The sequence below is a fragment of the Sulfurovum zhangzhouensis genome (assembly GCF_030347965.1).
Lineage (GTDB): Bacteria > Campylobacterota > Campylobacteria > Campylobacterales > Sulfurovaceae > Sulfurovum > Sulfurovum zhangzhouensis.
The window spans coordinates 221,385-233,746 of the sequence record NZ_JAQIBD010000003.1; the positions used below are offsets into that span (position 1 = coordinate 221,385).

Sequence of the window (12,362 nt, forward strand, 5' to 3'; positions counted from 1 at the left end):
GCATATGTATATCGATGTTATTTGGTTCTATCAGTTACCTTAATCTCTTACCATTTCAACTCTTTTTGAAAAAGTATCTGCGCTCTAATACCGCAAAAATGGTCTTCCGGTATAAACGTGCTGTACCCAGTCAGATCAATGCTTCACTAAAAAGAGGTGAGGTCAACGCAGCTTTTATTTCATCCATTGAATCCAGAAAACGTCAATGTACCGATCTTGGGATCATAGCAAATAAAAAGGTTTACAGTGTCTTTGTCATCCCCGGTGACGAAGAGACTGATCCGGCTTCAGCTACCTCTAACCAGCTTGCAAAAGTTCTGGGACTCAAGGGCAAAGTACTTATCGGCGATCAGGCACTCAAATATTATCTTTCAGGCGGGGAAGGTATCGATCTGGCTGAGGCATGGTATAAAAAGAAAAAGCTTCCGTTTGTCTTTGCCCGCCTATGCTATAACCGTCACAAAAGAGACATAGAAAAGCTGGCGAAAAAATTTTCTCATACAAAAACACGGATACCACAATATATTCTAAAAAGAGAAGCAGAAAAAAGAGGGATAACCCCTAAAGAGCTACTATGGTACCTGGAGCATATCAATTATACTATGGACTACCGGTCAAAAAGAGCATTGAAGCTTTTTTTAACACATGCTCATAAAACACGTTAAATCGGGCTATTGATTTATCTTCGCACATAATGTTTTAAGTGTCTCAAGATCCATAGGCTTGGCATAATAGTACCCTTGTACCTCATCACATCCAAGATCCTTGAGGTACCTTAATTGCACTTCGGTTTCCACACCTTCTGCTGTGACATTCAGATCAAAGGTTTTTGCCAATGCTACAATCGCTTTGACAATGGCGATACTCTCCTTTGAGACAGGAATGCCGTCAACAAATGATTTATCGATCTTTAATCGTGTAACCGGAAGTTTTTGCAGATATGCCATTGATGAGTATCCTGTACCAAAATCATCAATGGCAAGTTCAATTCCCATATGTCTTAATGTGTAAAGTGTCTGAAGTACCTGTTCCTTATAATCCGCCGAAAAGCTCTCTGTAATTTCAAGTTCAATCATTTTAGGAGGGATCTTCGTATTTTTTATGATCCTATCCATCATTTCGACAATATCACTGTTAAACAGTTGGATTGTTGAGATATTGATACTCACTTGTTTGATAGAATATCCTTCGTTGTACAAAGACATAAAGTCACTACAAGCTTTTTGTGTCACCCATGCACCAAATGGTATGATCAAGTTGGTTTCTTCCAGCAGATCTATAAACTCATCGGGTCCAAGCAGACCAAAACTCTCACTTTCCCACCTTACCAGTGCCTCCATCCCTACAATTTTTCCGGTACTTATGGAGATCTTCGGTTGATAAAGGAGATGAAACTCTTTACCATTACGGATCGCGGATTTAAGCGCATTGATGCGCTCTGCTCTCTTTTCAACCTCTGTTGCCAACTGTTTTGAAAAGAAACTGTAACCGTTATGTCCCTGATCCTTGGAGTGGTACATTGCCATATCGGCATGTTTGATCAGGGTAACGGTATCCTCCCCATCTTCAGGGTATACGGAGATCCCTATACTGACAGTTGTATTGAGAATATGTTCATCAAATACAAACGGCTCATTGAATACATTCAGAATTTTTTGTGCGATTGTCTCAATTTCTTTAGATCCCTCTACATTTTCGATCATCAAAATAAACTCATCTCCCCCCAGGCGAGCCAAAGTATCTACAGAACGTATCACATGGTTGAGCCGTGTAGCTACTGCCTGCAAAAGCTGATCGCCGACATTGTGTCCCAAGGTATCATTGATCTGCTTGAACTGATCAATATCTAAAAACATGATCGCAAGCTTTGTGCTCTGTGCTTGTGCCTTATGAAGGGCATATTCAAGTTTGGATATAAAAAGTCGCCTGTTTGGCAAGTTGGTCAAAGCATCATACAATGAGAGGAACTCAAGGTCTTTTTGTGATGCTTTCAACTCTCGTTCACGCTTATTGATCGTCTGTGCCAGTTGATTGATACTATCAGAGATCATCTCCAGTTCATCCCCTGTATGAACAGATTGAGAGGGTGTGTAGTCACTATGTTCTATCTTTTCTATCTGTCCCATCACCTGGTTAAGCGGCTGAGTCAATCTCTTTGAGACAAACCGATGCAATGACCACAATACAAGCAGTGTCACTATCACCAAAATAAAGAGCAGCTGATATCTATTCTCATACAATGTTTTTAGCAGCAATGATGTATTGAGCTTGGCAGTAAAATAGACCATTCCGTTTTCTGTTTTGAGCTTTACTAGCGCAAAATAGCTATCATCAACATCAAATACTTCCAACCTATCAAAACTTTTTGGATCATTGAGCAATATAGCACTGGAGGCATAGGGTGACTGCAGACTCATTTGCAGTTTTATGCCAAGAGCATTAGATAACTCGGAAAGGTAACTATTTGTAATGATATGGGACATTTCGATATGCGCCGTTATCTGTGAATTATCCTTTTCAAAAAGGCTTTGATGTGATTTGATGACCAGGTTCCCGTTTGAGTAATGATATGTTACAACACCCTCAAAGGTATTTTCAAGATTATAGTACGATCTATGATTAAAGGTTAGTAGCAGGTCTTCTTTATAGGATATTTTTTGATAGGTTTGCTGACTCTCAAGTTTGCTGTAAAGTACGCGATTACCATTTTCATAAGAGAAAAAATTTAGCCTGTAATCACCTTTTTCTTTCTGAACAAAAGCGATAAGCTCTTCATTCTTATCATGAAGTGCAATATCATCATTCAAAGAGAGCTTTACCCTGTCAAGCAACTGCTTGACAATCATTTTTTTCTCTTCATCTAACAATGCCGCATTATATTCATACTTATTCTGATAATTATTGACCAGATCAATCGAACTGACAAGATACTTATCTGTTTTGATAAAAGAGATCCCTTCTTTTAACATCTCTTCAGACTGTTTGGTTTCATTGTACAGTCTTGTAAAACCATTGATCATACGTTTTTTGGTATTTTCCATATAGTTTTTTTTCAGTACCGTATCAAAATAGATACCCAAAACACTAACCAATATAATAATTGCTGTCAGTACTAAAAGTGAGAGGCTATGACTGAGTTTAAGATTTTTCATGTTTAAAATATAGGGGACACCTCTTTAACATTCTCTTGGGTCACCAATTTCACCGGTATCTGAATATGCTTGGGAACACTTTCCCCGTTCAGCAATGAAATTGCGACCTCCGCAGCAACCTTTCCCCCCAAAGGGAACAGTATAGAGGCACTCTGTGTCCCCTTCATAATCGACTCTTTTGCTTCAGTAGTATAATCACATCCTACCATAATCATAGAGGAGGGGTCAATACCGTGACGTTTTAAGACAGTACGTACACCGCTTAACATACTGTCGCTTTCAGCAAAAACAGCATCGAGTTGAACGCCTTCTTCAATGAGCTTTTCCATCTCTATGATCGCATCTCTTCTAAGGTAGTTGCCGGTACGTTTGATCACTTTGATTTTTTTGTGCTTACCGATCTCGCCCAGGAATCCTTGACTTCTATCCTGTGTTACATCAGCATTTTGCAAGCCTTCAAAGAGTAATACTTTTCCTTCATTATTCAACTGTTTGGCAATGAACTCAGCCGCCAATATACCGATTTTTCTATTGTCAGAGTTTATAAAGGTGGTATAGGCATTTGTATCGACGCCACGGTCAAGAATCACTACCTTGATACCAGACGCATGTGCTTTTTCAACTATGGGGACGATGGCTGAAGCATCACTGGTGCCTATGATGAGTACATCCACTTTTTGTTCGATAAAGTGTTCTACCTGATTGATCATTAGTGAGATTCTACCCTCCCCGTCTGAGTAGATAAATTTTATATCAGGTTGATTGGCAAGGGTATCCATTACCTCATGTACCTGGGCTTTTCTAAAATCATTTGCCATCGTATCTTGTGCAAATGCCACGACATATTTGTCCGAGCCATGCACAAGGCCTGTGACCATAAACAGTAGTGATACAGCATAGCGTAAAAGCTTCATCTCTCCCCCTCCCTTTTTCAAGAAACAGACTTACTCGATCTCAGCAATTGCCTTGTTGATTCTTTGTACGGTTTCTTCTACACCAATAATGGACATGATCTCATCAAGTCCTGAACCGGTCATGCTTCCGAGCAAACTTATACGCAACGGTTGACCGATCTTACCAAACCCGATCTCTTTGGTCTCAACGATCTTCTCAAGTACTTCATGGTAGTCACAAGGAAGATGCAGTGCTTTCTCCCAACTTTGCAACATCTCTGCAAATTCTGCAAGAATCTCTTTTGCATCACCTTTGAAAGCTTTCTTCACCGCTTTTTCATCATATGCTTCAGGTCTATGAAGGATCAGCTTAATCTGTTCGGCAAGCTCTACAAGTGTCTTTCCTCTCTCTTTGGTCGCATCAAGAAGCAGTTCGTTCTTATCATGCTCCCTGATATCCACACCAAATGGATGAAGCAGATCAGCAAGTCTGCTATTAGGTGTATTTTTGATATAGTGTGCGTTTAGCCAAAGCAGCTTATCAAGATTGTAGTTTGATGATGATTTGCTTAGATTCTTTGGTTCAAATAATTCTACCATCTCTTCAAGACTAAAGATCTCCTGATCCCCATAGCTCCACCCAAGACGTACCAGGAAATTAAGCAGTGCTTCTGGCAAGAAACCAAGTTTCTCATACTCCATTACATCTGTAGCACCGTCACGTTTTGAAAGTTTTTTCCCCTGCTCATTGTTTATCATCGCCACATGGTAGAACTTTGGCAACTTGAACCCGAGTGCATTATAAACTACGATCTGCTTAGGCGTATTATAAAGATGGTCATCTCCGCGTATCACATCACTAAGTCCCATCAATGCATCATCGATCGCCACAACAAAGTTATACGTCGGTGTCCCATCGCTACGTGCGATAATAAAATCGTCTACCTCATCTGCAGATACACAGAAATCACCTTTTACACCATCAACAAACGAGATCGTTCCTTCAGTCGGTGCTTTGATACGAATTACCGGATTGACCCCTTCAGGCGGTGTACCGGTAAAATCACGATACTTTCCATCATATCTAGGACGTTCACCTGCTGCCATTTGCGATTCCCTGAGAGCATCGAGCTCTTCCTTGCTCATATAGCACTTATAGGCTTTCCCTTCATCAAGAAGCTGCTGAATATACTTCTTATAAATATCAAAACGCTTGGATTGGTAGAGCACTTCACCATCATAGCTCATTCCTACCCAGTCAAATGCCTTAATGATCGCATCAAGCGCATCCTCTGAGTTACGTGCAAGATCCGTATCTTCGATACGAAGTAAAAACTTTCCGCCTGTTTTTCTCGCCCATAGCCAGGAAAATAGTGCTGTTCTTAGTCCACCAATGTGTAAATACCCTGTAGGAGAGGGTGCAAAACGTGTGACTGCCATAGTAATACCTTGAAGTTAAATTGTGAAATTGTAACAAAGTTGTGGTTAAAAGGAGAGTGTAACACCAGCAAAGAGAAATCTCCTCTAAGCTGGTTCGTCATTGGATGAGTTTCTTAGTCTGACTACTTAAGCCTTCTGTTTTGATTTCACATCGTTTTTGACATTCTCTACGATCGCATTTCCGATACCCTTGACACGGGCAAGGTCATCCACAGATTTGAATGCAGCGTTATTTCTCTCTTTTATGATCGCTTCGGCTTTCGCTGCACCGATACCCTTTATCGCCATCAATTCCTCTTTTGAATCTTTATTCAGCTCACTAACACTCATCGCCATCAACGAAGTGCCTGCAAATAGCAAAGCACCCAGAATCATTTTCTTGAACATATTGTCCCCTTTTTATTAATATAACCCCTCTTCCAAGAGGCAGATGATTGTAGCGTGCATTATCTTTACGTTAAAAATATAGTGCAATTAAGCTATTATGTTAAAATCTCTTTTAAATTCAATCAAAGGCGAATCATGACCTATGCATGGGAGCTTGCACTCAGTGCATTTTTAATCTCTTTGACACTACAGACCATTACTATCAAATATAGTAAGAAGTTCAATCTGTTCATTGATTCCCACCTGGATGAAAAACCTCAAAAATTCCACGATGATTCAACACCGCGTGCCGGAGGGATAGGTATTCTTTTGGGTATGATTGCTGTCCTTTTCACACCCATCGGATGGAAACTTCTTATTTCAATGATTTTAGCGTTCTTAAGTGGTATTTTTGAAGATTTTCACCGGTCTATGCAACCAAAGGTTCGCCTAATCTTACAAATGATCGCTGCAGGTGCGGCGATACTTCTTACACATTCGGTTATTACTTATCTGGGCCTTGGAATCTATTTGCCTTATCTCATTGCCATCATTTTTAGCATCTTTAGTATTGTCGGTTTGATGAATGCCATGAATATTATCGACGGGTTCAACGGTCTGGCATCCGGTGCGACACTCCTTATACTCTTTTCTCTTGGGCACACAGCACTGCTTGTAGGGGACAAGGGGATGATTGATATGATCTTAATCGTTTGGAGTGCCGTTTTTGCTTTTTTTATCGTCAATTTTCCAAAAGGAAAAATATTTTTGGGAGATGGAGGAGCATATCTTATAGGATTTGTTGTGGCACTGATAGGTATCTTTTTGGCAAGTACCTACCCGGCAATCAGTCCATGGTATATTTTGGCGATTTTGGGCTACCCTGTTTGGGAGGTGCTTTTTTCTATCTACCGCAAACTGAGAGCAGGACGTTCACCCTTGCAGCCGGATGCTTATCATCTACATATGCTTGTCTATAGGCATATTACCAAAAATAATCCCCTCACTTCCCTTGTATTGCTTGGAGGCTATGCCCCTTTTATACTCCTCTCCTCACTTTTCCCGCATAATTCAAAAGCCAATATCTTGATCTTGCTGATCTTTATTGTCTGTTATGTGTTCTTCTACCGTTTCCTCTCAAAAAAAGAGAATGCGAGGTAGTTGCTTTTCCTCTATTTTTTGAGACGGTAGATCTTGCTATACGGGGTAGATACCACTAGTTCAAAAAGATCTGGATTATATTTCCCCAGGATAAACATTTGTACATAGGTCGAAAGGAATGTCTCTGTATCCATTAGCACAAACTGCCCATAGCTTTGCATATAGATGACAACATATTTCCCCTCTGGATGAAACTGTTGTGCTTTGACATTTACTTCACCATTTTTTAAATTGTCAGTAAGGATAAAGAACCTGACATCACCTTTTTGTTTGCCAAGATACAGCTCTCCTTTTTTCGCATCCATGACAATACCATTGGAAAATTTTAACATCCCGTCTTTCTGACTATCTAAAGATAGCGGATAGAACATCAGCTCACGTAATGGCTTTCCGGTAGTCAAATCAAGGTTTCCAAACTGAACTACCGTTGGAAATATACGCAGCATACGGTACGGCAGATAAAGATAGATATCTCTTGTCTTTGGAGGCAATTTGTAGCTTGACAGTTCCAGCTCAGAAAGCATCAGGTTTGGATCTGTTTGATCCTTCTGCTCATTTTTAAACAAAGTGTCCGCCACTATCTTATATCCGGAATTTACATAAGTTTCCACTGCCAAACGACTGAGATTTGCTGCAAGTTCAGGAGAAGTGGTCTGAAGGATCTTTGAAATGATAAAATTGTCATTCTGGTGCTTACCTCCATCAATTAACGTAGAGGTTTCAGAGTAGTACCAGATAGGGTATCCGTAGTCCCACCAAGTGAGCGTGTAGTCTTCCGGTTTTGCTATTGTTTTCAGTGTCTTCAGATCCTGTACCTCATCTTTAGTCATTACCGTCGGGACTTTATATCCTATAATGTGTTTAATATTTGGATAAAGCAGTGCCGCAGTAGCCGCTAAGACCAATGCATACTGCGCTTTTTTATCTTTAAAATAACTTCCCAGCATATAGAAGAAGTAGATTGCTCCCATCGCAGCTACAGGTACCGCATACACAGTAAAACGAAGACCACCCCAAAGTGCGAATATCCCGATACCCATCAAAGGAAGTGCCAAGAAAAACGCACGGTGTCTTACTGCTAACAGTATATAACCCAGCATTGCTGCGATCAATCCAGGTACCGAACCACTGATACGGTCTGCAAAAATATCAAACGGTATCTTCCCTGCCTCTCTTACTGTCTGATGCACACCATAAAAATGGAGTCCCTCAGCTTTGGTTCCCGTAGCCATATAACTCATCATTTTTCCCAAGATAATACCAAAAACATTTCCAAAAAATAATAAAGCGATAAATGCTGCTACTGATGCACCTATAAGATATTTTTGAGATACCGATATTTTGGAAAGAACACCATAGACAACCACAACCAGTACAATATGAGCTATATACTCATAAGGTTTAGGCAGACCAAAAGGGATCATCGCAAGAAATACCAGCAATAATGAGATATACGTCAACTTCTCTTCACGGTGATACCATATAAGATAGAGTGCATAGATGATCCCCATTGCATAGATGATTGATGCCCCCTGATCATACAAAAACGGGTAGATAGAGATAGCAATCGCAGCATATAGAGCACTACGCAAGTTAAAGTCAATCGTACTTTTCATCAAAAAGTACAAAATAAACATCGGAGCCATAGCCGAGAACATATCCGTATCGTAATAACCGATCATCGTACGGTTATAGTAACTCAATGCAATCGAACCAAGTAAAGCAGCAAAAAATCCCCAAAGTGCCTCACCATACAATCTAGCAATCAGAATAATAGGAATCACCACTAAACCGGATATCACAGCCGGTAGATAAAGCGTGATCGTCTCCAAACTAAAAGGGGTTAATTTTACCAACCAGGTCGTTAAGAAAACCATGCCGTAACTATAGATATCTGGAATTCTAGGGTTATGCTGATGCATATCAAAAAGTGCCTGCTGCGCACCTGCTGCAAAGAAGTATCCGTCATTGGTATTGATCATGATCTGATCATTCCAATAGAAGCTTGGATTATCCTGGAACTGCCATACCCATATCATACGGATCAAAAAACTGAAGGCATAGGCCACAAGCATTAACAAAATTAGATACTTTGTATCGACTCTTTTATCATGGATTGGTTGGAACTGCATACATACCTCACTCTCTATATTTTATGACTTGTACTTCAAAAGACTTCTGTAAGTATACCAAGCAAAGTAGTAAACCGCTTTATGCCAGGGCAGTTTTTCTACTTCACGGTAAAGTTTCCAGTTATATTGGCTGGAGATGATCTTATTGCTTGAAATGGAATCATCGTGTATCCTGTAATACGCCAAAGGCTCATTCATCCCGTAAGCATAAGGGACCTCTTTTAAAATCTTCAGCCATAGACCGAAATCCTGTCTCTTACGGATAAGCGGCATATACACTTTTCCCAATATTTTCGTATCATAAACCGCTGTTAAGCATCCGATGATATTTTGCTTTAAAAGTTCATGATAATCAACCTTCAAAGGCACAGTGATCTCATCTATGATCTGCTCTATAGATGTTTCAAAACGGTAATACCCGGTATAACTCAATGCTATATTTTCTTTTTGCATAAAGGCTATCTGTTTTTCAAGTTTCTGAGGTGCCCACAGGTCATCTGCATCCAAGAAAGCGATGTATCTGCCTTGTGCTTCCTTGATTGCCCTATTTCTTGCAACGGCAGGGCCACTGTTCTCTTCAAGCACAATATATTTGATACGCTCTTCTTTTTGCGCATATCTTTCAATGAGTGCGTCAGAATTATCCGTGCTTCTATCATCGACAATGATCATCTCCCACTCTGTATAGGTCTGGTTCAAAACAGACTCTATGGTTTGGGCAATGTACTTTTCACTGTTATAGGAAGGGGTAATAATAGAAACTAATTCACGCATCACATTTCCTACTTAAATAGTCATAACTACCAGATAACATCCGTTTAAGATACCTGTAGAATGTAAACTGCTCTTTATACTCTTTGCGATGTTTTAAACTGAAATACACATCTACAATAACAGATAGATATCCAAAGACCCTTGCAAATACTGCGCCTTTGGCAAACACTATGTTTGAATTCCAATCATTGCCTGTACTGTCATGCGGATGCTTTACAATAGGTATCGGGATATACAGCATTTTTGCTTTTCTTTTATATAAATCCATCGCAAAGATAAAGTCCTCACCGGAAGGATAAATATCTGAACCGGGACCAAACCTTTCATCAAATCGTATTTGGTTACTGAGGACAAAGTCACTTTTAAAAGCAACCTCTGTCGTTCCTATCCCTGTAAGCGTACGTAAGCTATGCCACTGTTTTACTTTAGGGTATGACTTGAAGTCTTTATCTTCCAAGTCCAAAATTTTAAATGAGATAAAGTCAGCAGAAGGATTTTCAAGAAAAGCCTGAAGTACATTATAAAAAGCATTTTCGCATAATATAACATCATCATCCACGATCAAAGAAACGGTAGAAGGCTGTAAATATCTCAGCGTATTATTCCTGTTTTTGGCAACACCCTTATTGGGCAATCTACCATAGACCACATCATCTCTATGTGATAATACATCTATATAGGTTTCTAATTCATGATTTAAATCTTGAGTGACCTGATGACTAATGATATACGTGATGTTTGCATCATATGTTTGTAGTATATTTTTTAAATTTAAAATTCTATTATCAATGGTTGATATTAAGATATTTAACTTCATGAAAAGTTTTTTCTCGAATGGATTTTATCAACTATACTATCTGGCAAAAAGCGGATGATATAACTTTTTGCCATCTGGACCAAATAATAATTATATGCAAATAGAGGATTTTTCCCATGAGAAATTGCAATCTTCATATTTTCTTTTTTTGTTCTCATCCCTGCACTGACGCCATCTTCCAGTACTTCACCGATGATGGACGGGACCAGTACCTCAGTAAACCCCTTCTTATATATCCGCATAGCTACATCAAAATCTGCAGAAATCTTATACTTCGTATCAAATAGACCTACCTGCTTATAAACATCTCTTTTTATAAATGCACCGATATGCGGATACATCATGCCTTGATATACCTTCCCCTGTTCAAGCGGATAGGTAGGGCTATATATCCTTTGAGAAGGAATTTTTTTTATCTTTCCTATACTATAGTCAGCACCGGAACCGTGCAATGCCTGTACACTCTTTTCTACTGCATCATTGATATAGGCATCATCTGCATTGAGAATACCGATAATCTCACCCGTTGCCAATCTAAGCCCCTTGTTCATCGCATCATAAATCCCAAGATCTTTTTCACTCACCCAATAGTCTATCTGATCGTCGTAAGCTTTGATGATATCAATAGTACCATCCGTAGATCCCCCGTCTATGATAAGGTACTCCATGTTGTCATACGTTTGATCAAGAACACTTTGTATGGTTGTTGCGATATGTTCATGCATATTGAACACAACAGTAATAATCGTAACTAATGGTTTTTTTTCATATGAGGATTTATATATTCCCTTGGTTCTTAACCCGCCTTCATCTTTTCTATCGTTACCCTCCGGCAAAAATAAAATCGTTTCAAACTTATCATCTGAATTACTTTTTAAGAGAGGTTGTTCTTTTGTTAAAAGCCTTGTTGTACTATAAACCGTATCGATATTTATAAAATCATTCATACTATTTGTATCCTAAATCATTCCGCATTTAAAAGATCTTCTATATTGTGGAACAATTTAAAATTCTTTTTTAAATATCCTACATCCATATCCCACCATTTAAATTCTGCTAATTTGGAAATATCTTCTTCTTTAAATCGGGTCTTAATGATTTTTGCGGGAACACCTCCGGCAATTGCATAAGGGGGGATGTCTTTGGTCACTACTGAGCCTGCCGCGATAATGGCACCATCTGCGATAGTCACGCCATCCAAGACTATTACATTCGCACCTATCCACACATCATTTCCAATAGAAATATGCTCAAACTCATTAAAATAGTTTTTATCAGCAAAAGTTATTTGTGTTTGCTTTAAAGTTGAAAAAAATATAGGGTGTGTTGATACAAAAGTTTCTGTTGGATGTTTTCCAAGTCCGATTTTACAATCAGGTCCAATAGAACTGAACTTACCGATATCGGTATTTACTATATTAGTACCATTCGCAACATATGTAAAATCACCGAGTGAAACTTCTTTTAGAAATACATTGTCATAGATAGTATTATATTGACCAAACTTACAATTCATCACACTAGACATATATCCGATTTTAAGATTTTTATCTTTATTTTTATATTCCAGTACTTTTGATTTAACAAGCCTTGCCAACCAAGTGGTTAAAGGATTTTTCATTAGCCA

11 protein-coding genes are annotated in these 12,362 nt (G+C 39.1%); 2 read left to right on the forward strand and 9 right to left on the reverse strand.

The window, feature by feature from the left end; genetic code table 11:
- Positions 1–14: 14 nt before the first annotated feature.
- Positions 15–665, forward strand: a complete 651-nt coding sequence (locus PGH07_RS09380; RefSeq protein ID WP_289414193.1) for an MqnA/MqnD/SBP family protein — start codon at positions 15–17, stop codon at positions 663–665.
- Between the two features lie 6 nt (positions 666–671).
- Here the strand turns inward: PGH07_RS09380 and PGH07_RS09385 are convergent, their stop codons facing one another.
- The 4 genes from PGH07_RS09385 to PGH07_RS09400 all read right to left on the reverse strand — a co-directional run bounded on the left by PGH07_RS09385 (position 672) and on the right by PGH07_RS09400 (position 5,872).
- Complete coding sequence (locus PGH07_RS09385; RefSeq protein ID WP_289414194.1) at positions 672–3,152, reverse strand: EAL domain-containing protein; 2,481 nt, start codon at positions 3,150–3,152, stop codon at positions 672–674.
- Positions 3,153–3,154: 2 nt separating this feature from the next.
- The gene (locus PGH07_RS09390; RefSeq protein ID WP_289414195.1) at positions 3,155–4,066 is read right to left on the reverse strand and encodes a substrate-binding domain-containing protein; all 912 of its coding nucleotides are present in this window, start codon (positions 4,064–4,066) and stop codon (positions 3,155–3,157) included.
- A 30-nt stretch (positions 4,067–4,096) separates the two neighbouring features.
- Entirely contained in the window at positions 4,097–5,485 is a 1,389-nt protein-coding gene (gene gltX / locus PGH07_RS09395) for a glutamate--tRNA ligase (protein WP_289414196.1), read from the reverse strand.
- Positions 5,486–5,611: 126 nt separating this feature from the next.
- Positions 5,612–5,872, reverse strand: a complete 261-nt coding sequence (locus tag PGH07_RS09400; protein ID WP_289414197.1) for a ComEA family DNA-binding protein — start codon at positions 5,870–5,872, stop codon at positions 5,612–5,614.
- Between the two features lie 135 nt (positions 5,873–6,007).
- Here PGH07_RS09400 and PGH07_RS09405 point away from each other — a divergent pair, with 135 nt between their 5' ends.
- Positions 6,008–7,012 carry a glycosyltransferase family 4 protein gene (locus PGH07_RS09405; protein ID WP_289414198.1) on the forward strand — a complete coding sequence of 335 codons (1,005 nt, stop codon included), beginning with the start codon at positions 6,008–6,010 and terminating at the stop codon, positions 7,010–7,012.
- A gap of 11 nt (positions 7,013–7,023) precedes the next feature.
- On the opposite strand, the gene PGH07_RS09410 is transcribed toward PGH07_RS09405, so the two are convergent.
- From PGH07_RS09410 to PGH07_RS09430, 5 genes are read right to left on the reverse strand one after another with little or no spacing between them, the layout of a single operon-like run.
- On the reverse strand, positions 7,024–9,144 hold the full coding sequence (locus PGH07_RS09410) for an STT3 domain-containing protein (RefSeq protein ID WP_289414199.1): 2,121 nt from the start codon (positions 9,142–9,144) through the stop codon (positions 7,024–7,026).
- Between the two features lie 21 nt (positions 9,145–9,165).
- On the reverse strand, positions 9,166–9,918 hold the full coding sequence (locus PGH07_RS09415; RefSeq protein ID WP_289414200.1) for a glycosyltransferase family 2 protein: 753 nt from the start codon (positions 9,916–9,918) through the stop codon (positions 9,166–9,168).
- Positions 9,911–10,735: a glycosyltransferase family A protein gene (locus PGH07_RS09420; RefSeq protein WP_289414201.1), complete on the reverse strand. Its 825-nt coding sequence runs from the start codon at positions 10,733–10,735 to the stop codon at positions 9,911–9,913. Before PGH07_RS09420 ends, PGH07_RS09415 begins: the two co-directional genes overlap by 8 nt.
- On the reverse strand, positions 10,732–11,682 hold the full coding sequence (locus PGH07_RS09425; RefSeq protein ID WP_289414202.1) for a glycosyltransferase family 2 protein: 951 nt from the start codon (positions 11,680–11,682) through the stop codon (positions 10,732–10,734). Before PGH07_RS09425 ends, PGH07_RS09420 begins: the two co-directional genes overlap by 4 nt.
- A gap of 17 nt (positions 11,683–11,699) precedes the next feature.
- Positions 11,700–12,356, reverse strand: coding sequence for a CatB-related O-acetyltransferase (locus tag PGH07_RS09430; protein ID WP_289414203.1), 657 nt, complete (start codon positions 12,354–12,356; stop codon positions 11,700–11,702).
- Positions 12,357–12,362: the final 6 nt, after the last annotated feature.

Coding starts and splice junctions, on each gene's coding strand:
- PGH07_RS09380 (WP_289414193.1), top strand. CDS start 15: ATGTTATTTGGTTCTATCAGTTACCTTAATCTCTTACCATTTCAACTC.
- PGH07_RS09385 (WP_289414194.1), bottom strand. CDS start 3,152: ATGAAAAATCTTAAACTCAGTCATAGCCTCTCACTTTTAGTACTGACA.
- PGH07_RS09390 (WP_289414195.1), bottom strand. CDS start 4,066: ATGAAGCTTTTACGCTATGCTGTATCACTACTGTTTATGGTCACAGGC.
- gltX (WP_289414196.1), bottom strand. CDS start 5,485: ATGGCAGTCACACGTTTTGCACCCTCTCCTACAGGGTATTTACACATT.
- PGH07_RS09400 (WP_289414197.1), bottom strand. CDS start 5,872: ATGTTCAAGAAAATGATTCTGGGTGCTTTGCTATTTGCAGGCACTTCG.
- PGH07_RS09405 (WP_289414198.1), top strand. CDS start 6,008: ATGACCTATGCATGGGAGCTTGCACTCAGTGCATTTTTAATCTCTTTG.
- PGH07_RS09410 (WP_289414199.1), bottom strand. CDS start 9,144: ATGCAGTTCCAACCAATCCATGATAAAAGAGTCGATACAAAGTATCTA.
- PGH07_RS09415 (WP_289414200.1), bottom strand. CDS start 9,918: ATGCGTGAATTAGTTTCTATTATTACCCCTTCCTATAACAGTGAAAAG.
- PGH07_RS09420 (WP_289414201.1), bottom strand. CDS start 10,735: ATGAAGTTAAATATCTTAATATCAACCATTGATAATAGAATTTTAAAT.
- PGH07_RS09425 (WP_289414202.1), bottom strand. CDS start 11,682: ATGAATGATTTTATAAATATCGATACGGTTTATAGTACAACAAGGCTT.
- PGH07_RS09430 (WP_289414203.1), bottom strand. CDS start 12,356: ATGAAAAATCCTTTAACCACTTGGTTGGCAAGGCTTGTTAAATCAAAA.